This window comes from Paraburkholderia terricola (assembly GCF_003330825.1).
Classification (GTDB): Bacteria; Pseudomonadota; Gammaproteobacteria; order Burkholderiales; family Burkholderiaceae; genus Paraburkholderia; species Paraburkholderia terricola.
This window is the reverse complement of the sequence record NZ_CP024941.1, coordinates 526,955-549,407: the sequence shown is the minus strand read 5'-3', so window position 1 is coordinate 549,407 and position 22,453 is coordinate 526,955. Positions and strand designations below refer to the sequence as shown.

Below are 22,453 nucleotides of genomic sequence, written 5' to 3'. Positions count from 1 at the left end.
GGACCATCATGAAAATTGCTTTTATCGGCGGCGGCAACATGGCTGCGGCGTTGATCGGCGGCCTCATCAAACGTGGCGTCGCGCCCGCCGATCTCTATGCGATCGATCCCAACGAGGACGCGCGCAAGCGCAACGAGCAGCAGTTCGGCATCCGGACCGGCGCCGCGGCGGACGCCGCGCTCGCGTCGTATGACGCCGTCGTGCTGGCGGTGAAGCCGCAGATCCTGAAGAGCGTCGCCGAGGCGCTGGCGCCGCACTTGAACGCGTCGCAACTGGCGATCAGCATCGTCGCCGGGATTCGCATGGACGATATGTCGCGCTGGCTGAACGGCCACAGCCGCATCGTGCGCGTGATGCCGAATACGCCGGCGCTGATCGGCATGGGCGTGGCCGGTCTCACCGCCACGCGCAGCGTCGACGAAGCGGGTTGCGCATTGGCGTCGCAGGTGCTCGGCGCGGTGGGCGAAACCGTCTGGTTCGACGACGAAGCGAAGATCGACGCGGTCACCGCCATCTCGGGTAGCGGCCCGGCCTACGTGTTCCATTTCATCGAAGCGTTGCAGGAAGCCGCGCGCCAGCTCGGCATGAACGAAGCGCAAGGCCGCGCGCTGGCGGTGGCGACCTTCACCGGCGCGGCGCAACTCGCCGCGAACTCGGACGAGCCGCCGTCCGTGCTGCGCGAACGTGTGACGTCGAAGGGCGGCACCACCGCAGCCGCGCTGGCGTCGTTCGACGCGAGCGGCATCAAGGATGCAATCGTGCGCGGCGTGCTGGCCGCCGATGCGCGTGCCAAGGAAATGGGCGACGAGTTCGGCAAGCAGTAAGCGCGGTTGGTGCGCTCGACGCGTTAAGCGCGGATCAGGCAGTCAGTCAGGAAAAGTGCGCCGCAGGACGCGGCGCCTCGAAATTAGCTGACGGATTCGGCCGGCGATCAGAGCGGTTAGCGCGGTCGTCGCGCTCCGCGCCGACGAGCAGTTAGAACAGAAGTGGATTCGAACCGAGGCGGCGTGCGCGGCACAAAGGCAACGCGAACACAGCGCTGAAAAACTAGAACGAAGCCGCCGCGTAATGCGCGGCGATGCCGGCAAACAGCGCGCCGCCCAGCCAGTTGTTATGCCGGAACGCCGCGAAGCAGGCCATCCGCTCGCGGTTGCGGATCAGCGTGTAGTGATAGATCGCGCAGCCCGCCGCCGCCGCCCATCCCAGCCAGTACAGCACGCCGAAACCGAGCAGTACGCCGATGCCGACGTAAATCCCCAGCGTTGCCGCATAGCACAGCATGATCGCGGTCACGTCGAAGCGCCCGAAGGTCAGCGCCGAGGTGCGGATGCCGATCTTGATGTCGTCGTCGCGATCGACCATCGCGTATTCGGTGTCGTACGCGACCGACCAGAACACGTTGGCCAACAGCATCACCCAGGCGAGCATCGGCACGTGGTCCTGAATCGCGGCGAACGCCATCGGAATGCCGAAGCCGAACGCGATGCCGAGGTATGCCTGCGGAATCGCGAAGAAACGCTTCGTGAACGGATACGAACCGGCGACGAACAACGCGGCGACGGACAGCTCCTTGGTCAGCGTATTGAGCGGCAGGATCAGCAGAAAGGCCAGCAGGGACAGGCCCGCCGCGAGCGCCACCGCTTCCCATGCCTTGATCTTGCCCGAGGTGATCGGACGGTTTTCGGTGCGCTTCACGTAGCGGTCGAAATCGCGATCCGCATAGTCGTTTATTGCGCAACCGGCCGAGCGCATCAGCACCGTGCCCACCGTGAAGATCACCAGCAGCGGCCACGACGGATGACCGTCGGAGGCGATCCACAGCGCGTTGAGCGTGGGCCACAGCAGCAGCAGGCTGCCGATCGGCTTGTCCATGCGCACGAGGCGCAAATACAGGGGAAGTCGGGCGAACATGGCGGATTCGGTGGAATGCGGAGATGTGCGGCTATTTTACGGGATGCGGGCTGCGGGGAGCTTCGGCAGGACGACGGTCACGCGCTCGGCGCCGACGCAGGAGCGAACGCCAGCGTCGAAGCCGAAATCCGCCCCGTAAAAAAACAAAAGCCTCCCGTAAAGGGAGGCTCCGTCTGGATTCATCACACACGCCGAAGCGCCGGTCGATGAATCCGCACGCCGCCGCTCAAGCGGATCAACCGCTCAAGCCAGCATCGAACGCAGCATCCACGCGGTTTTCTCATGCGTCTGCATGCGTTGCGTCAGCAGGTCGGCGGTCGGTTCGTCGTTGGCGGCTTCCGTCGACGGGAAAATCGCGCGCGCGGTACGCACCACGGCTTCCTGACCTTCCACCAACTGGCGGATCATTTCCTCGGCAGCCGGCACGCCGTCCGCTTCGGGAATCGACGACAGCTTGGCGAAATCCTTGTAGCTGCCCGGCGCGTGGACACCCAGCGCGCGAATACGTTCGGCGATCGAATCCACCGCCAGCGCCAACTCGTTGTACTGCGTTTCGAACATCAGGTGCAGCGTGTTGAACATCGGACCCGTGACGTTCCAGTGAAAGTTGTGGGTCTTCAGATACAGCGTGTAGGTGTCGGCGAGCAGATGCGACAAACCTTCCGCGATCTTCTTGCGATCCTTGTCGCTGATCCCGATGTTGACATGCTGTACGGCTTCTTTCTTGGCCATGATGACTCCTTTGAAGAGTGATACGAACCGGTCGGCAAACTAACGGTTTGCGAATGACAAACCGGAAACATCGAACGCTCGACAGTTTATCTTAGAAAGGTGCCGCGTTCGTGTGACGCGTGGTCACTTGCCGCCCTTGCGGCAAGCGCTTGAATCAGCCGCCTGACGCGTGCCGGAGCGCTTCTGCGACGATCACCGCCAGTCCGCTCGTGAAGATCGCGAAACCCACGGTCTTGCGCGCCATCCATGCCTGCCGCTGTTGCGCGCCGCGCGTCGACGGCGTGCCGCCGATGGTCGCCATCATCATCTGGATCATGATCGTGCTTCCTCGATTCGTCTCAATACCGGCGGGGCGCCGATGCGCCCCGCTTTGCTGCATCACTTCCCGATTACTTCGACCGCTTACTTCTTGCCGGCTTCCGCAAGCGCGGCCAGCGCGGCGGTCACGCCTTCGGCGTAGGCCGGATCGATGCGGCGGAAATGCTCGATCTGACGCGCGACGATCTCCTGCGGCACACCGTTGATATGGCGCGCGATATTGCCGAACAGACGCTCGCGCTGCGCGGCGTCGAAGAGCGCGAACAGCATCGCCGGCTGCGTGTAGTAGTCGTCGTCCAGCCGATGATCGTAGCGATCCACCGCGCCCGCCGCGAGCGGCGGCTCGGACGCATTCGCGTCCTGCGCGAAGTCGCCGAAACGGCTCGGCTCGTAGTTCACGTTACCGCCGAGGTTGCCGTCGGTGCGCATCGCGCCGTCGCGATGGAACGAATGCGGGTTCGGCACGCGCGCCGCATTCACCGGAATCTGGTGATGGTTGATGCCGAGGCGATAGCGCTGCGTGTCGCCGTACGAGAACAAACGGCCTTGCAACAGACGGTCCGGCGAGAAGCCGATGCCCGGCACCACGTTGGCCGGCGTGAACGCCGCCTGCTCCACGTCCGCGAAATAGTTGGCCGCATTGCGGTTCAACTCGATCGTGCCGACGTCGATCAACGGATAGTCCTTCTGCGACCACACCTTCGTGATATCGAACGGATTGAAGCGATATGCCGCGGCTTCCGCTTCCGGCATCACCTGAATCGCGAAGCGCCATTTCGGGAAATTGCCCGCGTCGATGTTCGCGACCAGATCGCGCTGCGCGCTTTCACGGTCCTGCGCGACCACTTGCGCCGCTTCGGCATCGGTGAAATTTTCAACGCCCTGCAGCGACTTGAAGTGGAACTTCACCCAAAAACGTTCGTTGTTCGCGTTGATGAACGAGTACGTGTGCGAGCCGAAACCGTGCATCTGACGATAGTTCTTCGGAATACCACGATCGCTCATCAGAATCGTCACCTGGTGCAGCGACTCGGGATGACGCGACCAGAAGTCCCACGCCGCGACGTTGCTGCGCATGTTGGTGTACGGGTCACGCTTTTGCGTATGGATGAAGTCCGGGAACTTCAGCGGATCGCGGATGAAGAACACCGGCGTGTTGTTGCCGACCACGTCCCAGTTGCCTTCTTCCGTGTAGAACTTGATCGAGAAACCGCGCACGTCGCGTTCCGCGTCGGCCGCGCCGCGCTCGCCCGCCACCGTGGAAAACCGCATGAAGAGCGGCGTTTCCTTGCCGACCTCGGCGAACACTTTCGCCTTCGTGTAGCGCGAGATGTCGTGCGTCACTTTCAGCGTGCCGAATGCGCCCGAGCCTTTGGCGTGAACGCGGCGCTCCGGAATCACTTCACGATCGAAGTGGGCGAGTTTTTCGAGCAGCCATACGTCTTGCAGGACGACCGGGCCGCGCGTGCCGGCAGTCATCGAATTCTGGTTGTCGGCGACGGGTGCGCCGGCGGCATTGGTGAGCTTGCGTTCTGACATGCGTGACTCCTGGGTGTCTTGTATCGAAACTGAATGTGGGGAGAGGCGCGGCACACTGATGCCGGAAACTTGAGCCGATATCGAGCGAATGCTAAGTGGGCACTAAGCGGACAGAGCCCGGTCGACCAGCAACGAGAACGCGACGGTGCGCATATTCAGCATCGACGCGGCGAACGCGCGGGGCGTGGCGACGGCTTGGGCTTGCTGCGAATTCGGTTGGGCCATGATGTCCTCCGGGTCTTATGGGATCGGGTGATCCGTTGGAGAAACTATATCAACCCTATCGAACTTCCGTGGTTAATTAATTTAATCTATTTGATAGGCGCGGGACCAACGGCGCCTTGGGCGATGGCCGGGCCGCCAGGATACTTGGCGAGCCGGCTTCGGCGCGAAACGGGTAACAATCAGCGGGTGAAAATCAGTTGACGGCGACCGGCAGGTCCAGCTTCTTGACGCCTGGCAGATCGCAGGCGCTGACCGCGTCGCAAATGGCCTCGATGGCGGGCATGCGGGTGAAACTCTTGCGCCAGGCGAGCACGACGCGGCGATCCGGCACCGGCTCGCCGAAAGGAACGTAGCTCAGCAGGCCCGAGTCGATGCCGCCCGCATGCGCCTTCACTTCATGCACCGACATGCGCGGCAGCACGGTAATGCCGACGCCGCTCGCCACCATATGGCGAATGGTTTCCAGCGACGAACCTTCGAAAGTCTTCTGGATGCCGTCCGCGTTCTGCGAAAAGCGCATCAATTCCGGGCACACGCCCAATACGTGGTCGCGGAAGCAATGGCCGCTGCCGAGCAGCAGCATGGTTTCCTGCTTCAGATCGTCGGCGTCGATTTCCTTGCGGTTTTCCCACGCGTGGCCCGAGGGCAGCGCGACGACGAACGGCTCGTCGTACAGCGAGCGCAGCATCAGGCCCGTTTCCGGGAAAGGCAACGCCATGATCGCGACGTCGATTTCGCCCTGCTTGAGCAGCTCGATCAGCTTGAGCGTGTAATTTTCCTGCAGCATCAGCGGCATTTGCGGGACGCGCTTGATCATCTGCTTGACGAGCGTGGGCAGCAGATATGGCCCGATCGTATAGATCACGCCGAGGCGCAGCGCTCCGACCAGCGGGTCCTTGCCCTGCTTGGCGATTTCCTTGATGGCGAGCGTCTGTTCGAGGACGCGCTGCGCTTGCGTGACGATCTGTTCGCCGATCGGCGTGACGCTGACCTCGCTGGTGCCGCGCTCGAAAATCTGCACGTTCAACTCGTCTTCGAGCTTCTTGATCGCCACCGACAAGGTCGGCTGGCTAACGAAACACGCTTCGGCGGCCCGGCCGAAGTGCCGCTCGCGGGCAACCGCGACGATGTATTTCAATTCGGTGAGCGTCATTAGGGGACCAATCAGTGCGGTGAATTCGATAGGTTCTAGTTATACACCTATAGGGTCGGTTCGCCAACCTTTTGATCCCCCGGCTTTCCCGAAGGCGCTGCTGTTTGTCCGCCAAGCGGCATCACGCTTTCAGATAGTGCTCGCGCGCCCCGAGCCACCGCGCGAGATGCTGCATCACGACCTCGGGGTATTGCTCGAGCAACGCCGCCGCGGCTTCGCGCGCCGGCTCGATCAGCCACTGATCGTTCTCCAGATCCGCGAAGCGCAGCATGGCCGCGCCCGACTGCCGCGCGCCCAGGAATTCCCCCGGCCCGCGGATCTCGAGGTCCTTTCGAGCGATCTCGAAGCCGTCGGTGGTCTCGCGCATGGTCTGCAAGCGGGCGCGCGCCGTCATCGACAGCGGCCCGGTGTAAAGCAGCACGCAAACCGACGCCGCGCTCCCGCGCCCCACCCGTCCGCGCAACTGGTGCAATTGCGCGAGGCCGAACCGCTCGGCGTGCTCGATCACCATCAACGACGCATTCGGCACGTCGACCCCCACTTCGATCACCGTCGTCGCGACCAGCAACTGCACCTCGTTGCGGGTGAAGGCGTCCATCACCGCCGCCTTCTCGGCCGGCGCGAGCCGGCCATGCACGAGGCCCACGTTCAGTTCGGGCAACGCGGCTACCAGCGTCTCGTAGGTTTCCACCGCGGTCTGCAACTGCAAGGTCTCGCTTTCCTCGATCAGCGGACATACCCAGTACACCTGGCGCCCCGTCAACGCGGCTTCGCGCACGCGGCCGATCACTTCCTCGCGGCGCGCATCGGACACCAGTTTGGTGAGAATCGGCGTGCGCCCCGGCGGCAATTCGTCGATCGTGGAGACATCGAGATCGGCGTAATAGGTCATCGCGAGCGTGCGCGGAATCGGCGTGGCGGACATCATCAACTGATGCGGCTGGAACTCGCGCACGCCGTCGGCGGCTTTGGGCGCCTTGGCGCGCAACGCGAGCCGCTGCGCGACGCCGAAGCGATGCTGTTCGTCGACGATCACGAGCCCCAGCCGCGCAAATTCGACCGCGTCCTGAATGATCGCGTGCGTGCCGATCACGAGATGCGCCGTGCCGAGCGCGGCGGCTTCGAGCGCGGCGCGCTTTTCGCGGGTCTTAAGACTGCCGGCCAGCCACGCGACGCTCACGCCGAGCGGCTCCAGCCAGCCGCGCAGCTTGCGCGCGTGTTGCTCGGCGAGGATTTCGGTAGGCGCCATCAGCGCGGCCTGATAGCCGGCGTCGATCGCCTGCGCCGCCGCCAGCGCGGCGACGATCGTCTTGCCGCTGCCGACGTCGCCCTGCAGCAACCGCTGCATCGGATGAGGCTGCGTCAGATCGAGCGCGATCTCGCCGCCGACGCGCTCCTGCGCCGCCGTCAGCGAAAACGGCAGCGCCTTCAGCAAACGCGCCACCAGCGCGGATTCGTCGCCCAGCTTGCGGCGCGGCATGGCCGGCGCCGCGCGCCTGCGGCGCTCTTCGTGCGCGCGCTTGAGCGACATCTGCTGCGCGAGCAATTCCTCGAACTTGATGCGCACCCACGCCGGATGCGTGCCGTCGATCAACGCGGTTTCATCGGACTGCACGCCCGGATGATGCAGCGTGCGCACGGCGTCCATCAGCGTCGGCACGCCGAGCGGCTGCAGATAGGCCCGCGCGATCGGCTCGGGCAGCAATTCCGGCAACGCGGTGCGCGACAACGCGTTGTCGATCGATTTGCGCAGATACGCCTGGGTCACGCCCGCGGTGCTCGGATACACCGGCGTCAGCGCCTGCGGCAGCGGCGTGTCCTCGTCGACCACGCGCACCGCCGGATGCACCATCTCCAGACCGAAGAAACCGCCGCGCACGTCGCCGCGCACCCGCAGGCGCGCGCCGATCGCCATCTGCTTGACCTGCGAGCCGTAGAAATTCAGAAAGCGCAGTACGAGCTCGTCGCCGGCGTCGTCGCGCAACTTCACCAGCAACTGGCGACGCGGACGATAGGCGATCTCGTTGTCGAACACCACCCCTTCCGTTTGCGCGACGCCGCCCGGCAGCAGGTGGCCGATCGGCGTCAGCGAGGTTTCGTCTTCGTAGCGCATCGGCAGATGCAGCACGAGGTCGATGTCGCGCGTGAGGCCGAGCTTGGCGAGTTTGTCGGCGGGTTTGGCCGCAGGCTTGGCCGCCGGGGACGCGGCTTTCTTTTTGTCCGGCGCGGCGGCGGTTTTGGTGCTGTTCGAGGTTGCCGATTCGGATGCGGATCTGACGTTGCTCGCGGGGGCTGAGTCAGGTGCGGCTTTGGCGCCGCTGGGAGTTGCCGGGTCCGGTGCGACTTTGGCGCTGGTGGCGTTGGTGGCGTTGGTGACGTTAGTAGCACCGCTCGCGCCGCTCATCGCACCGCCCGCACCAACCGCATCGGCCGCACCCGCCGCCGGCCTGCCCCGCGAGACGCGGCGCTTGGGCTCGGCGCTCACTTCGTCGGTAGCGGAGGGCAATCGGCGTTCGGACAAAGGCATGGGTTGCTTCGCAAGTACAATATCGGCTGTCAAAGATGTCGCCGCCAATCAGCGCGCGGGCTCGCGGGCCGCTCAGGCGTCCCGCAATCATAGCCGCCCGGCTCCGGCTTCGGCTCAATTCCGTCCCAATTCGCTTCCAGTCGTCCGCATGTTTACGCTTTCCGATTTCGATTTCGATCTGCCACCCGAGCTGATCGCGCAAGTCGCGCTGCCCGAGCGCAGCGCGAGCCGTCTGCTCGAGGTGGACAATCCGCTCGATGCCGGCGCCGCGCGCCTGATCGACCGCCGCTTTGCCGAACTGCCCGATTGCATCGCGGCGGGCGACCTGCTCGTCTTCAACGATACCAAAGTCCTGAAGGCGCGTTTCCTCGGCCAGAAGGCCAGTGGCGGCAAGGTCGAAGTGCTGGTGGAGCGCCTCACCGGCGAGCGCACGGCGCTCGCGCAAATCCGCGCGAGCAAGAGCCCGCAGCCGGGCACCACGATCCGCCTGGCCGACGCGTTCGACGTCACCGTCGGCGAACGCGTCGAGCCGTTCTACACGCTGCATTTCCCGGACGACTGCCTGACGCTGATCGAGCAACACGGCCGCCTGCCGTTGCCGCCGTACATCGAGCACGATCCCGACGCAACCGACGAAACGCGTTATCAAACGGTGTTCGCGCAAAATCCGGGCGCGGTCGCCGCGCCCACCGCCGGCCTGCATTTCGACGACGCGCTGCTCGCGAAGCTCGACGCCAAAGGCGTGCAACGCGCGACGCTGACGCTGCACGTCGGCGCGGGCACGTTCCAGCCGGTGCGGGTCGAGAACCTGGCCGAGCACAAGATGCACAGCGAGTGGTATCACCTGCCGCAATCGCTCGCCGACAGGATCGCGGCCACGCATGAGCGCGGCAACCGCGTGATCGCGGTCGGCACGACCTCGATGCGCGCGCTCGAAGCCGCCGCGCGCGACGCCGAAGCCGCCGGCCGGCCGCTTGCCGCCGCCAGCACGGAAACCGACATCTTCATCACGCCGGGCTACAAATTCCGCGTGGTCGACCGGCTGGTGACCAATTTCCATTTGCCGAAGTCGACGCTGCTGATGCTGGTGTCGGCGTTCGCCGGCGTCGAGACGATTCGCGAAGCGTATCGCCATGCGATCGACGAGCGTTACCGCTTCTTCAGCTACGGCGACGCCATGCTGCTTACGCGGCGGGAAGGCTGAGACCGTCGTATCGCGCCGATGGCGTTGCGCGCCGGCCATGTGCGCGGTAGTCTGCCGCTCCTTGCCGCGTTGATGTGGCGGCGGTGCTTGCCCCGCTCTTGAGCGGGCATGCCCGCATCTCGAGTTTTATTACCCTGCCGCCGTGGCTGACCCGGCGGCGTTCGATACCGCGCCGGACTGTTCTCCGGTGGCACAGGAGTCTCCATGACCGAAGGTCATACCCACGATACACGCGGTAGCGGCAATACCGGCGGGAACACCGCCTCGCGCCCCGATAACGGCCTCGCATTCGAACTGCTCGGCACCGACGGCCAGGCGCGCCGCGGGCGCGTCACGCTGAATCACGGCGTGGTCGAAACGCCGATCTTCATGCCGGTCGGCACGTACGGCACGGTGAAAGCCGTCCAGCCGCGCGAGCTCGAGGAAATGCACGCGCAGATCATTCTCGGCAACACCTTCCACCTGTGGTTGCGTCCGGGGCTGGAAACGATCGAGGCGCACGGCGGCCTGCATGGCTTCATGGGCTGGAAGAAGCCGATCCTGACGGACTCCGGCGGCTTTCAGGTGTTCTCGCTCGGCGATCTGCGCAAGATCACCGAGGACGGCGTCACGTTCGCTTCGCCGATCAACGGCGACAAGCTGTTCCTGTCGCCGGAAGTATCGATGCAGATCCAGAAGGTGCTGAACTCGGACATCGTCATGCAGTTCGACGAATGCACGCCGTACGCCACCAACAATGTGCCGACCTCGCACCAGGAAGCCGCCGATTCGATGCGCATGTCGATGCGCTGGGCGAAGCGCTCGATCGACGAATTCAACCGGCTCGGCAATCCGAATGCGCTGTTCGGCATCGTCCAGGGCGGCATGTTCGAGGATCTGCGCGACGAATCGCTGGCGGGTCTCGCGGAAATGGATTTCCACGGGCTGGCGATCGGCGGGTTGTCGGTCGGCGAGCCGAAGGAAGACATGCTGCGCGTGCTGAACCACATCGGCCCGAAGCTGCCGGCCGACAAGCCGCACTACCTGATGGGCGTCGGCACGCCGGAGGATCTGGTGGCGGGCGTCGCAGCCGGCGTCGACATGTTCGACTGCGTGATGCCGACCCGCAACGCGCGCAACGGCTGGCTGTTCACGCGTTTCGGCGACATCAAGATCCGCAACGCGGCGCACAAAAATTCGCTGCGCCCGCTCGACGAGCAATGCGGCTGCTATACCTGTCGAAACTTAACCCGCGGCTATCTGCACCATCTGCATCGCGTGGGGGAAATCCTCGGCGCGCAGCTCAACACGATCCACAACCTGCACTACTACCTCGAACTGATGCAGGAAATGCGCGACGCCATCGACGCAAAAATGTTCGAGCCGTTCCGCCGGCGTTTCCAGGAGAACCGCGCGCGCGGCATCGATTAGACAGACGGTGCGCGCGCCGAAGGATTTGCATGAGGATTCCGTCGGCGTCACGCGGAAAACCTTACAATCCACTTTCGCGCGCGAGGTAAACAGGCTTTAACCGATTGATCGCAAAGCCGATTCGCCGCGCCGACGCGCATAGGGCCAGTGGTAGAATAACCGGCTGATTTTTTTGATCGTTTTTGACTTATAACGGAGAGACCAACGTGTCGTTCATTTCCAATGCCTTCGCTCAAGGCACAGCAACTGGTGGCATTGAATCGAATCTGATGAGCTTCCTGCCGCTGATCTTGATGTTCGGCGTGCTGTACTTCATCATGATTCGCCCGCAAATGAAGCGCCAGAAGGAACATCGCAGCATGCTCGCCGCGATGGCCAAGGGCGACGAGGTAGTGACGAATGGCGGCATCGTCGGCAAGGTGACCAAGGTGGGCGAAGCTTACGTCGGCATCGAAATCTCGGAAGGCACGGAAATCACCGTGCAAAAAGCGTCGGTCACGACGATTCTCCCGAAGGGCACGATCAAGTCGCTGTAAGGCCTGCTCTCTCGCGTCCGGCGCGGCCTCGCCGGCGGTTCATGCAACGCAACGCCGAACCGCCCGCGCTCATCGCCGGGCGCATCGCTTCCAAGCCAACCTTCCCGTTGGACCACTCATGAATCGTTACCCCCTCTGGAAATACGCCGTGATGCTGGTGGCTCTGGTCATCGGCCTCGTGTACACGCTGCCCAATCTGTTCGGCGAAGCGCCGGCGGTGCAGGTGTCGAGCGGCAAGGCAACGGTCAAGCTCGACTCGACCACGCTGTCGGCGGTCGAAGCCGCGCTCGCGGCCAGTCAGATCAAGCCGGCCGACGTCACGTTCGACAACACGTCGGCCAACGCGAACATTCGCGTGCGCCTGACGGACACCGACACGCAATTGCGCGTGAAGGACCTGCTGCAGAAGTCGCTGAACAGCGACCCCACCGACCCGCAGTTCATCGTCGCGCTGAACCTGCAAAGCGCGTCGCCGCGCTGGCTGACCGCCTTGCACGCGCTGCCGATGTACCTCGGTCTCGACCTGCGCGGCGGCGTGCACTTCCTGCTGCAGGTCGACATGGCCGGCGCGCTCAACAAGAAGCTCGACTCGGACGCCTCGGACGCGCGCACGCTCCTGCGCGACAACAACATCCGCGACGGCGGCGTGAATCGCGTCAACCAGACGGTGGTGATCAATTTCGCCGACCAGGCCACGGCGGACGCGGCGCTCAAGCAACTGGGCCGCGGCATCAGCGAACTCCAGTGGGCCTCGCAAGCCAGCGCCGACGGCAGCGTGCAACTCGTCGGCACGTTCACGCCCGCGGTGCAGAAAACCGTCGAGGATGCGGCGCTCAAGCAGAACATCACCACGCTGCACAACCGCGTGAACGAACTCGGCGTGGCCGAGCCGGTGATCCAGCAGCAAGGCGCGGATCGCATCGTGGTCGAACTGCCGGGCGTGCAGGACACGGCGAAGGCGAAGGACATCATCGGCCGCACGGCAACGCTCGAAGCGCGTCTGGCCGACCCGGTCAACACGCACCCGAATCCGTCCGACCCGGTGCCGCCGGGCGACGAACTGTTCACGCAAGGCAACCAGACGCCGGTGCTGCTGAGAAAGCAGATCATCTTCACGGGCGACCGGATTATCGACGCGTCGGCCGGGTTCGACGAACATCAGCGTCCGTCGGTCAACATCCGCCTCGATTCGGCGGGTGGGCGCGCGGTGCGCAGCGTGTCGCGCGACAACATCGGCAAGCCGATGGCGATGGTGCTGTTCGAAAAGGGCAAGGGCGAAGTGCTGACGGTGGCGACCATCCAGTCGGAACTGGGCGACCGCTTCCAGATCACCGGCCAGGCCACGCCGCAAGGCGCCGCCGACCTCGCGCTGCTGCTGCGCGCCGGTTCGCTGGCGGCCCCAATGGAGATCATCGAAGAACGCACGATCGGTCCGAGCCTCGGCGCGGACAACATCAACAAGGGCTTCCACTCGGTGGTGTGGGGCTTCGCGGCAATCGCCGTCTTCATGATCGCGTACTACATGCTGTTCGGCGTGATTTCGATGATCGGCCTGTCGGTCAACCTGCTGCTGCTGGTCGCCGTGCTGTCGATGCTGCAGGCCACGCTCACGTTGCCGGGTATCGCCGCTATCGCGCTCGCGCTCGGTATGGCGATCGACGCGAACGTGCTGATCAACGAGCGCGTGCGCGAGGAACTGCGCCACGGCGCGCCGCCGCAACTGGCGATCCAGAACGGCTACGCGCACGCATGGGCGACGATTCTCGACTCGAACGTCACCACGCTGATCGCCGGTCTCGCGCTGCTCGCGTTCGGCTCGGGCCCGGTGCGCGGCTTCGCGATGGTCCACTGTATCGGCATTCTGACGTCGATGTTCTCGGCCGTGTTCTTCTCGCGCGGCCTCGTCAACCTCTGGTACGGCGGCAAGAAGAAGCTCAAGTCGCTGGCGATCGGCCAGGTGTGGCGTCCGCAAGCGGAAGGTATCGACGGTGCCGCCGCGTACCTCGGTAACGAAGACGCAGCAACGGATACCGCACAAGCCGTCGCTGCCGTCACCGCGAAGCCGAAGGCCAACGCTGGCGCGCAAGCGCGTGCCGGCAAGCCGACCGTGCGCCGCCGCAATGCGTCGAATGCGTCGCCGAATGCGTCGAACACGCCGCAGAAACCGGGTTCATCCCGCTGAGTCCCGGAGAACAAGACCATGGAATTTTTCCGTTTTCGCAAAGACATTCCGTTCATGCAGCGTGCGTTGATCTTCAACGCAGTCTCGCTGTTGACGTTCCTTGCCGCTGTGTTCTTCCTGCTGCATCGCGGGCTGCATCTGTCGGTGGAGTTCACCGGCGGCACCGTCATCGAAGTGCAGTATCCGGGCGCCGCGCCGCTCGAACCGGTGCGCGGCACGCTCGCGAGACTCGGCTATGCCGACGCGCAAGTGCAGAACTTCGGCACCTCGCGCGACGTGCTGATCCGCTTGCCGCTCAAGCAGGGCTTTACGTCCGCGCAACAGAGCGACCAGGTGATGGGCGCGCTGCGAACCGAGACGCCGCAGGTGCAATTGCAGCGCGTCGAGTTCGTCGGCCCGCAGGTCGGCAAGGAACTGGCCACGGACGGCTTGCTCGCGCTCGCCTGCGTGGTGATCGGCATCGTGATCTACCTGTCGTTCCGTTTCGAATGGAAGTACGCGGTGGCCGGCGTGATCGCGAACCTGCACGACGTGATCATCATTCTCGGCTTCTTTGCGTTCTTCCAGTGGGAGTTCTCGCTGTCGGTGCTGGCCGCGGTGCTCGCGGTGCTCGGCTATTCGGTGAACGAGTCGGTGGTTATTTTCGACCGGATTCGCGAAACCTTCCGCCGCGAACGCAAGATGACCGTGATCGAGGTGATCAACCACGCGATCACCAGCACGATGTCGCGCACGATCATCACGCACGGCTGTACGCAAATGATGGTGCTGTCGATGTTCCTGTTCGGCGGCCCCACGCTGCACTACTTCGCGCTCGCGTTGACGGTGGGTATCCTGTTTGGTATCTACTCGTCGGTGTTCGTCGCGGCGGCGCTCGCCATGTGGTTCGGCGTGAAGCGTGAAGATCTGTTGAAGGACAAGAAGGTCGGCACCGATCCAAACGATCCGAACGCGGGCGCGCAAGTCTGAGTCGGTTGTAGCCGCAGACTTCGCAGCTCCATGCAAAAGGCCGGTTCTCTCGAACCGGCCTTTTGCGTTTACGCCGCGCTCGCCGAGGCGCGGCGAAAAAACTTCGCGCCTCAGCGAAACCCGAGCTTGCGCCGCGCCGCCATCAACGCGACGAGACTCACCACGGCGGCAAAAATCAGATAGTAGCTCGGCGCCGCCTTCGAACCCGTGAAGCCGATCAGCCACGCGATGATGAACGGCCCAAAGCCGCCGAAAATCGTCACCGCGATGTTATAGGCGAGCGACATGCCGGTGGTACGCGTCTGCACCGGGAACATCTCCGAGAGCAAACCGGGCAGCGCCGCGAAGTAGCCCGTCATCAGAAAGCCGAACACGATCTGCAGCGCGATCAGCGTGCCGAAGCTCGGATGCGCGATCAGGTACACGAAGGCCGGATAGATCAGGACGAGCAGCAGCAGCGCCGGCGCCAGCATGATCGTGGTGCGCCCGTAGCGGTCCGACAGATGGCCGACCAGCGGCGCGAACAGCATCTGGATCACGCCGGTCAACGCGATCGCCCCGAAGGCGACCGAGGGCGCGAGTCCCAGTTGCTTGACGCCGTAAGTCGGCATGTACAGCACCAGATAGGTGGACACCGTCCCCAGCACCACCACGCCGATTGCGATCAGCAAGCGCAGCTTCTGGCTCGTGAACGTGTCGCGCAGCGGCGTGGTGGTCGTTTCCGCCGCGAGGAACTCGGGGGTCTCGTCGAGCCGGGTGCGGATGTACCAGGCGACCGGCCCGATCAGGAGGCCAAACACGAACGGCACGCGCCAGCCCCACGACGCCATGTGTTGCGGCGAGAGTTCGCCGGTCAGCAGCGCGCCGAAACCGGCGGCGAGCAGCGTGGTCAGCCCCTGGCTCGCCACCTGCCAGCTCGCGAAGAAACCACGCCGGCCCGGCACGTGCTCGGCGAGAAACGCCGTCGCGCTGCCGAATTCGCCGCCCGCCGAGAATCCCTGCATCAAACGGGCGATCACGAGGATCACCGGCGCGGCAAGGCCGATGCTCGAGTAGGTCGGCAAGACCGCGATGATCAGCGTGCCGCTCATCATCAGCACGATCGACAGCGTGAGCGCCGCCTTGCGCCCGGCGCGGTCCGCGTAAGCGCCGATCACCACCGCGCCCAGCGGCCGCATGAAGAACGACACGCCGAAGGTGCCGAGCGTGAGCAGCAGCGAGACCGTCTCATTGCCGGCCGGGAAAAACAGCTTCGCGATGATCACCGCGAAAAAACCGTACACCACGAGGTCGAACCATTCGAGCGCGTTGCCGATCGAGGCGGCGACCACCGCTCGCCACGAGTTCTGCCGGGTTCCCGCCCGGCTGACTGCTGTCGTTGCGTCCATGAAGATCTCCAATTCGCGCGAGCTGTTATTGATTCGGGCTCTTTTACGCCCGATATGGCCGACTGGATGCGCGCGCAGCCAAACGGCCTCAGCGCTCTATGTATCTTAAAAATTAAACGGATGCTATCGCCAAATGACGGCGAGCCGCTACCTCAGGTCTGCGGCGCTTCAGACAGGCAATAAAAAACCGCTTCCTCGCCAAAGCGAATGGAAGCGGTTTTTGTTGCGGCGTAACGTGGACGCCATTCAATGCGATCAGGCAAAAAGGCGTGTCGAGGCGCTTATTGCTTGATGCCCTCGGCCTGAATATGCAGCTTGGTATCCATATTGAAGCCGTACTTCACGCCGGAATCCATGCCGTAATCGGCGCGGCTGAAATGGCCGCTCGCCTCGACGCCGCACACTTCCCGCTTGAGCATCGGATGCGGCATGCACTTGAACGATTCGATCTTCAGATTCAGCGGTTTGGTCACGCCGTGCATCGTCAGGCTGCCGACCACTTCAACCGGCTTGTCGCCGTCGAACTTGATGTCGGTGCCTTTGTAAGTCGCCGACGGGAATTTGGCCACGTCGAAGAAATCCGAGCCCTGCAAGTGCTCGTCGAGCTTGCCGTTGCCGGTCTGAACCGACGCCGGATCGACCGTCACCTCCACCGTGCCGGTTTTCGCCGTGCGGTCGAGCGTCACCGTGCCGGAACTCTTGGCGAACTTGCCGCGCCACACCGAGAGGCCGCCGAAGTGATCCGCCTCGAAGCTCGGATACGTGTGAGTCGGATCGAGTTGATAGGTGTCGGCGGCGGCGAACGCGCCGAGCGAGAGCGAGGAAGCCAATGCGCCAACGGCGATCAACATGGATGTTTTCAATTCATGCTCCTTGGTCTTTGAAAAAAAGCGGCTGCGCCGGAACAGCGCAGCGAACGTCACTTGCGTGCTGCAACGATATGAAACTTGATCACCACCTCGTCGGCCACCACCGACGTGTCTTTCCATTCGCCGGTGCCGATGTCGAATTGCGAACGCTTGATCGGCAGCGCACCGTCGAAGGTTTCCGTGCCGCCCTGCTGCGTGACCGTGACCGGCACCACCACCGTTTGCGATTTGCCCTTGATGGTCAGCTTGCCGGTCACCTTGAACTGGTTGCCGCCGGCGGGCGCGATCGCGCTCGAAACGAAGGTGGCGCTCGGATAGGTCCTGGCGTCGAACCAGTCCTTGCCGCGCACCTGCTCGTTATAGCTTTCGTCGCCGAGATCGTAGCTGGCGACGTCGATGTTGATCTGCGCGCTGCCCTCGGCGGGCTTCGCCGGATCGAACTTGACCTGCGCGGTGAACTTGCCGAACTTGCCTTCGACCGGCACGTTCATCTGCTTCGAGGTGGCCGTCACCGAACTCTTCGCGACGTCGACCTGGGCGAGCGCGCTGCCGGCCGCGGTCAACGAGGCCGCCGCGAACGCGGCGAGCATGTAGCGGTAAAACGAAACTTTCATGGTCGTCCTTATTTGATGAAAGGGAGCATGCGCGACAGCAGACCGTCGCGGTCCAGCCATTGATGCTTGAGCGCGGCCGCGACGTGCAGCGCGACCAGCACGAGCAACGTGTAATTCAGCGCGATATGCACGTTCTTCAGCAGTTCCTTGAGATGCGGATCAGGCGCGATCAGGCGCGGCAGCGGAATCAGTCCGAGGTACACCACCGGCACGTTGGCCGCCGAACTGTACAGATAGCCCGACAGGGGAATCACGATCATCAGCACGTACAGCAACACATGCGTGAGATGCGCGGCGCCGCGCTGCCAGGCCGGCATGCGGCGCGGCATCGGCGGGCCGACGTGCGTGGCGCGCCAGAGAATGCGCAGCACCGCGAGCGCGAACACCGTCACGCCGATCCACTTGTGCCACGAGAAGTAGCGCAGCTTGGTGGGCGTGAAGCCGGGGATGTCGGTCATCACCCAGCCGAGCGCGAAGCCGCACACGATCAGGAGCGCGATCAGCCAGTGAAAGGCGATCGCGGTGCGCGTGTACGACTCCTGTTCGCCGAAGGAAGGATTGATTGCCATGACAGATCAGCACGAGCCAATAAAGGTTAACGGCGCGGCCGGCCCCGCTATTCCCCATGCGGATGCAAACCGTGCATCCAACGGGAACATTTCACCGGAACATGCCATGCGGCACACGCCAAGGCCGCCATGCTACCCCAAGCGGAAAAAGCTGGCTGCGGCTCGTGTCGAGTGCGCCGCTGGAAGCTTTCAATCGCTGTGCATCCCTATTGAACAATTAGGGACGGAGGTTGTCAGAGCCACGGCGATTCCGTTAGAAACCAGTCGAACGGCGACGCAACCCGCGTCGCAACTGTATTCGGGGTGCGGCCGGCGCGACGCCCGGGCGCGTTTTGGTACTATTGCTGCAAATTTTGCAGACCCGCGCGACAAGAACCGGTATTGCACGCTCCCCCTCACACCGTAGGCCTTTTGCCGCATGGACCATGAGAACCTGATCGCGTGCCACGAATGCGATACGCTGTTCCGCAAGCCAACGCTTGTCGGGCGCAAGGTCGCGCGCTGTCCGCGCTGCGGCGCAACGCTCTACAGCGGGGTCTCCCGCAAGCTCGACAGCATCTGCGCCATGACGCTCGGCGCGCTGATCACCTTCCTGATAGCTCAGGGCTTTCCCATCGTCGAACTCGAAGCCAACGGCATCACCTCGCAAACCACGCTGTTCGGCGCGCTCGTCGCGCTGTGGAACGAAGACATGCAGATCGTCGCCGTCATGGTGTTCTGCTCGACCGTGCTGTTTCCGCTCACCGAACTGGTCGCGCTGCTCTACGTGCTGATCCCGCTGCGCGCGGGCCACGTGCCGCCCGCCTTCAACCAGGTGCTGCGCGCGATTCAATTCGTGCGCCCGTGGGGCATGATCGAGGTCTTCATGCTCGGCGTGCTGATCACGATCGTGAAGATGGTGAGTCTCGCGCGCGTGATTCCCGAGGCGGCGCTCTTCGCGTTCGGCGCGCTCACGCTGATGTTCGCGGTGGTCGTGACGTTCGATCCGCGCATTCTGTGGGATCTCGCCGACGAGCTGGGCGCCGGCACGCGGCGGCCGCGACCGCGTACCGCCGCCGACAGCGCGGCGGCGGCCGTCAGTTCGGTTGCCGGGCCACCCGCGCCGCCCGGCATGCACAATGCGGTGCAAAGCGCGGTTCAAAGCGCGGCCCAAACGCCGGCGTCCCCCACTTCGGCGCGCGGCGCGCCGCCGAAGCCGCGTCACGGGTGAGCGCACGATGAAATACGTCACCGCGAAGCGCGCGGGTCTCGTCGCCTGCCATGCCTGCGGAAGAGTCGAACCCCGCATCCGCTCGGTCACCGCGCAGCACTGCGGGCGCTGCGGCGCGCGCCTTCACTCGCGCAATCCCGACAGCCTCATGCGCACATGGGCGCTGCTGATCGCCGCGGCCCTGCTGTATATTCCCGCCAACCTGCTGCCGGTGATGCACACCTCGTCGCTGCTCGGTTCCGAAGAAGACACCATCATGAGCGGCGTCGTCTATTTCTGGACCTCGGGCGACTGGCCGCTCGCTGTGATCGTGTTCGTCGCCAGCATCATGGTGCCCATGCTCAAGCTGAGCGTGCTGGTGCTGCTCACCGTCACCGCGCAGCGCCGCTCGCGCTGGCGGCCGGGGCAACGCACCACGCTTTACCGGATGGTCGAGCGGATCGGCCGCTGGTCGATGCTCGATATTTTCGTCGTCACGCTGACTGTCGCGCTGGTGCGCTTCAAATCGCTCGCCGTCATCACCGCCGGGCCGGGGGCAATCGCCTTCGGTTCCGTCGTGATTCTGACGATGATGGCCTCCATACAATTCGATCCACGGCTCATCTGGGATCACGTGGAAGGCAATACCAAAGAACCTCAGGATCCAGACCATGACTAGCCCGCAAGGACCGACGCCCGCCTCCGAGGCGCCGCGCAACGATTCGAACGGACCCACGCTGCCGCCCCAACTGCCCGACCCCGAGATCGAGCCCCGCAGCCGCTGGCTGCCTTCGCTCGTCTGGGTGATTCCGCTGATCGCCGCGCTGATCGGCATCGCGCTCGTGATCAAGTCGGTGACCGAGAAAGGCCCCACGATCACGCTCAGCTTCACCAGCGCCGAGGGCCTCGAACCGGGCAAGACCAAGGTCAAGTACAAGGACGTCGACGTCGGCGCGGTCAAGACCATCACGCTGTCGAAGGATCTTTCGCACGTTCTGGTTCAGGTGCAGTTGACCAAGGAAGGCGAGGACTTCGCGGTCAAGGATTCGCGCTTCTGGGTGGTGCGCCCGCGCGTCGGCGCGAGCGGTGTCTCGGGGCTCACCACGCTGCTCTCGGGCGCCTACATCGGCGCGGACGCGGGTCATTCGTCGGAGACCGAGAAAAACTTCGTCGGCCTCGAAACGCCGCCGCCGATCACCGGCGACCAGAAGGGCCATCAATTCATTCTGCACGGCGAGTCGCTCGGCTCGATCGACATCGGTTCGCCGATCTTCTACCGGCGCGTGCAGGTCGGCCAGGTGGTCGGCTTCTCGCTGGACAAGGACGGCACGGGCGTCACCATGCAGGTGTTCGTGTCCGCGCCGTTCGACCAGTACGTCGGCACCAATTCGCGCTGGTGGCATGCGAGCGGCGTCGATCTGCGGCTCGACTCGAGCGGCTTCAAGCTGAACACGCAGTCGCTCGCGACGGTGATCGTCGGCGGCTTGTCGTTCGAGTCGCCGCCCGGCCAGGGGGTGGGCGCGCAGGCGCCGAACAACATGACGTTCCGCCTCGGCTCCGATGAAGCCGACGCGATGCGCGAGCCGGACGGCGTGCCGCTGCGCGTGGTGATGAACTTCAACCAGTCGCTGCGCGGTTTGTCGGTCGGCGCGCCGGTGGATTTCCGCGGCATCGTGCTGGGCCAGGTGACCAACATCGGCATCGATTACGATCCGCAGAAACGCAGCTTCACCATGCCGGTGACGATGAACCTGTACCCCGACCGGCTCGGCAAGCGCTTCCGCGAAACGGCTCCGGTGCCGGGCAGCATCGCGGGGCAAACCATGCTGCAACAGCTCGTCAAGCATGGCCTGCGCGGTCAGTTGCGTACCGGCAATCTGATCACGAGCCAGTTGTATGTGGCGCTGGACATCTTCCCGAAGGCGCCGCCGGCCACCGTCGACGTCGCAAGCGATCCGCTCGAATTGCCGACCATTCCGAACACGCTCGACGAATTGCAGTTGCAGGTCGCCGACATTGCGAAGAAGCTCGACAAGGTGCCGTTCGACCAGATCGGTGCCAACCTGAACAGCGCGTTGAAGAACGCCGATCAGCTCTTCACCCGACTCGACAAGGAAGTCGTGCCGCAGGCCCGCGACACGCTGGCAGCCGCGAAGCAGACCTTCGGCTCGGCCGAGGCGACGTTGCAGCAGGACTCGCCGTTGCAGTCGGATGTGCATCAGGCGTTGCAGGAACTCACGCGCACGTTGCAATCGTTGAACGCGCTGTCGGATTACCTCGAGCGTCATCCCGAATCGCTGTTGCGCGGTAAATCAGGAGATAAACCATGATGTTTGCCCGGCTCCCTCGCCTGCCGCGCGGGCCCGTGCGCGGCGCCGTTTACGCTGGCGCCCTGGTCGGATTACTGGCGATGACGGCCTGTTCGTCGCCTTCGAGCCGCTTCTATACATTGAGCGATGGCGGCGTGGCCGGCACCGCGGCTTCTGTCGGCACGCGGACTTCGGCTGCGCCCGCGTGGCTGATCGAAGTCGCGCCGATCAACGTGCCGCCGCAAGTGGCAAGAAATCAGTTGGTGGTGCAGACGGCGCCGACGCAAGTCAGCGTGCTCGAACAGGAGCGTTGGGCGTCCCTGCCGGGGGACGAGATTCGCCGGGCTTTGTCGACCACTCTGACCCAGCAGCTCGATACCATCGATGTGTACGGCACCGCTTATCCGGATGCGACGCCGGTTTATCGAGTCAGCATGAACGTGCAGCGGTTTGAGTCGTGGCCTGGGTCGCATGCGTTGATCGATGCGGTGTGGAGTGTGCGGGCTGTGCGGAGTGCGGTGGTGATGACTTGCCGGAGTGTGGTTAGTGAGCCGGTTGGCGGTGGGTATGATTCTCTGGTGAAGGGGCATCGGCAGGCGTTGGAGCAGGTTTCCTTGCAGGTTGGGGCTGCTGTAAAGGCTATGGCTGGTTCTGTTTCGCGGGGGAAAGGGGGGGGTGTGGGTGTGCCGGGGTGCCCTTCGGGGGGTGGGGGTTGAGGCTTTTTTTTTGCCTGCTCGGCGGGTTGGGTGGTGGTTGTGCTGTTGCTGGTTGGGTGGTGGTTGTGCTGTTGCTGGTTGGCCTCTCCTTGT

Annotated in this window: 21 protein-coding genes; 10 read left to right on the top strand and 11 right to left on the bottom strand. The window is 64.1% G+C overall.

Translation table 11 applies throughout. The features are described 5' to 3' along the window. The first annotated feature begins 8 nt into the window (after nt 1-8). Complete coding sequence (gene proC, locus CUJ90_RS02425) at nt 9-824, top strand: pyrroline-5-carboxylate reductase (RefSeq protein WP_114161903.1); 816 nt, start codon at nt 9-11, stop codon at nt 822-824. Between the two features lie 223 nt (nt 825-1,047). Here proC and ubiA read toward each other — a convergent pair whose 3' ends face one another. The 7 genes from ubiA to recG form a co-directional block, all read right to left on the bottom strand. Next, on the bottom strand, nt 1,048-1,911 hold the full coding sequence (ubiA, locus tag CUJ90_RS02420) for a 4-hydroxybenzoate octaprenyltransferase (RefSeq protein ID WP_114161902.1): 864 nt from the start codon (nt 1,909-1,911) through the stop codon (nt 1,048-1,050). 243 nt (nt 1,912-2,154) lie between these two features. After that, nucleotides 2,155-2,643, bottom strand: coding sequence for a Dps family protein (locus tag CUJ90_RS02415; protein WP_073428224.1), 489 nt, complete (start codon nt 2,641-2,643; stop codon nt 2,155-2,157). A gap of 154 nt (nt 2,644-2,797) precedes the next feature. Then, nucleotides 2,798-2,959, bottom strand: coding sequence for a hypothetical protein (locus CUJ90_RS32775; protein ID WP_167449644.1), 162 nt, complete (start codon nt 2,957-2,959; stop codon nt 2,798-2,800). A gap of 86 nt (nt 2,960-3,045) precedes the next feature. Continuing rightward, nucleotides 3,046-4,500 carry a catalase gene (locus CUJ90_RS02410; RefSeq protein WP_114161901.1) on the bottom strand — a complete coding sequence of 485 codons (1,455 nt, stop codon included), beginning with the start codon at nt 4,498-4,500 and terminating at the stop codon, nt 3,046-3,048. Nucleotides 4,501-4,602: 102 nt separating this feature from the next. Beyond that, the gene (locus CUJ90_RS33570; RefSeq protein ID WP_277998130.1) at nt 4,603-4,725 is read right to left on the bottom strand and encodes a hypothetical protein; all 123 of its coding nucleotides are present in this window, start codon (nt 4,723-4,725) and stop codon (nt 4,603-4,605) included. Between the two features lie 193 nt (nt 4,726-4,918). Continuing rightward, nucleotides 4,919-5,878 carry a hydrogen peroxide-inducible genes activator gene (locus CUJ90_RS02405; RefSeq protein WP_114161900.1) on the bottom strand — a complete coding sequence of 320 codons (960 nt, stop codon included), beginning with the start codon at nt 5,876-5,878 and terminating at the stop codon, nt 4,919-4,921. A gap of 121 nt (nt 5,879-5,999) precedes the next feature. Further along, nucleotides 6,000-8,405, bottom strand: coding sequence for an ATP-dependent DNA helicase RecG (gene recG / locus CUJ90_RS02400; protein ID WP_114161899.1), 2,406 nt, complete (start codon nt 8,403-8,405; stop codon nt 6,000-6,002). Between the two features lie 148 nt (nt 8,406-8,553). On the opposite strand from recG, the gene queA reads away from it, so the two are divergent. From queA to secF, 5 genes are all read left to right on the top strand, one after another. Then, entirely contained in the window at nt 8,554-9,609 is a 1,056-nt protein-coding gene (gene queA / locus CUJ90_RS02395) for a tRNA preQ1(34) S-adenosylmethionine ribosyltransferase-isomerase QueA (protein WP_114161898.1), read from the top strand. 204 nt (nt 9,610-9,813) lie between these two features. Next, nucleotides 9,814-11,019 (top strand): tRNA guanosine(34) transglycosylase Tgt, encoded by a 1,206-nt coding sequence (tgt, locus tag CUJ90_RS02390; RefSeq protein ID WP_114161897.1) that lies wholly within the window; start codon nt 9,814-9,816, stop codon nt 11,017-11,019. Nucleotides 11,020-11,225: 206 nt separating this feature from the next. Next, nucleotides 11,226-11,555: a preprotein translocase subunit YajC gene (yajC, locus tag CUJ90_RS02385; RefSeq protein ID WP_073428230.1), complete on the top strand. Its 330-nt coding sequence runs from the start codon at nt 11,226-11,228 to the stop codon at nt 11,553-11,555. Between the two features lie 118 nt (nt 11,556-11,673). Beyond that, nucleotides 11,674-13,737 (top strand): protein translocase subunit SecD, encoded by a 2,064-nt coding sequence (gene secD, locus CUJ90_RS02380; protein ID WP_073428231.1) that lies wholly within the window; start codon nt 11,674-11,676, stop codon nt 13,735-13,737. An 18-nt stretch (nt 13,738-13,755) separates the two neighbouring features. Beyond that, a complete protein-coding gene (gene secF, locus CUJ90_RS02375) occupies nt 13,756-14,706 on the top strand; it encodes a protein translocase subunit SecF (RefSeq protein WP_073428232.1) in 951 nt (316 codons plus the stop codon). A gap of 110 nt (nt 14,707-14,816) precedes the next feature. Here the strand turns inward: secF and CUJ90_RS02370 are convergent, their stop codons facing one another. The 4 genes from CUJ90_RS02370 to CUJ90_RS02355 all read right to left on the bottom strand — a co-directional run bounded on the left by CUJ90_RS02370 (nt 14,817) and on the right by CUJ90_RS02355 (nt 18,146). Next, nucleotides 14,817-16,094 (bottom strand): MFS transporter, encoded by a 1,278-nt coding sequence (locus CUJ90_RS02370; protein WP_114161896.1) that lies wholly within the window; start codon nt 16,092-16,094, stop codon nt 14,817-14,819. Between the two features lie 281 nt (nt 16,095-16,375). Further along, nucleotides 16,376-16,945 carry a YceI family protein gene (locus CUJ90_RS02365; protein ID WP_073428303.1) on the bottom strand — a complete coding sequence of 190 codons (570 nt, stop codon included), beginning with the start codon at nt 16,943-16,945 and terminating at the stop codon, nt 16,376-16,378. A 68-nt stretch (nt 16,946-17,013) separates the two neighbouring features. Continuing rightward, nucleotides 17,014-17,577: a YceI family protein gene (locus CUJ90_RS02360; protein ID WP_073428234.1), complete on the bottom strand. Its 564-nt coding sequence runs from the start codon at nt 17,575-17,577 to the stop codon at nt 17,014-17,016. Nucleotides 17,578-17,585: 8 nt separating this feature from the next. After that, nucleotides 17,586-18,146 carry a cytochrome b gene (locus CUJ90_RS02355; RefSeq protein ID WP_083084579.1) on the bottom strand — a complete coding sequence of 187 codons (561 nt, stop codon included), beginning with the start codon at nt 18,144-18,146 and terminating at the stop codon, nt 17,586-17,588. 418 nt (nt 18,147-18,564) lie between these two features. Here CUJ90_RS02355 and CUJ90_RS02350 point away from each other — a divergent pair, with 418 nt between their 5' ends. The 4 genes from CUJ90_RS02350 to CUJ90_RS02335 are packed head-to-tail and all read left to right on the top strand — an operon-like array spanning nt 18,565 to nt 22,360. After that, on the top strand, nt 18,565-19,356 hold the full coding sequence (locus tag CUJ90_RS02350) for a paraquat-inducible protein A (protein ID WP_244219957.1): 792 nt from the start codon (nt 18,565-18,567) through the stop codon (nt 19,354-19,356). Nucleotides 19,357-19,363: 7 nt separating this feature from the next. Further along, nucleotides 19,364-20,014 carry a paraquat-inducible protein A gene (locus CUJ90_RS02345; RefSeq protein ID WP_114161895.1) on the top strand — a complete coding sequence of 217 codons (651 nt, stop codon included), beginning with the start codon at nt 19,364-19,366 and terminating at the stop codon, nt 20,012-20,014. After that, nucleotides 20,007-21,665, top strand: coding sequence for a PqiB family protein (locus CUJ90_RS02340; protein ID WP_073428238.1), 1,659 nt, complete (start codon nt 20,007-20,009; stop codon nt 21,663-21,665). Before CUJ90_RS02345 ends, CUJ90_RS02340 begins: the two co-directional genes overlap by 8 nt. Next, nucleotides 21,662-22,360, top strand: a complete 699-nt coding sequence (locus CUJ90_RS02335) for a PqiC family protein (RefSeq protein ID WP_114161894.1) — start codon at nt 21,662-21,664, stop codon at nt 22,358-22,360. The genes CUJ90_RS02340 and CUJ90_RS02335 overlap by 4 nt, the downstream gene beginning before the upstream one ends. The last annotated feature ends 93 nt before the right edge of the window (nt 22,361-22,453 follow it).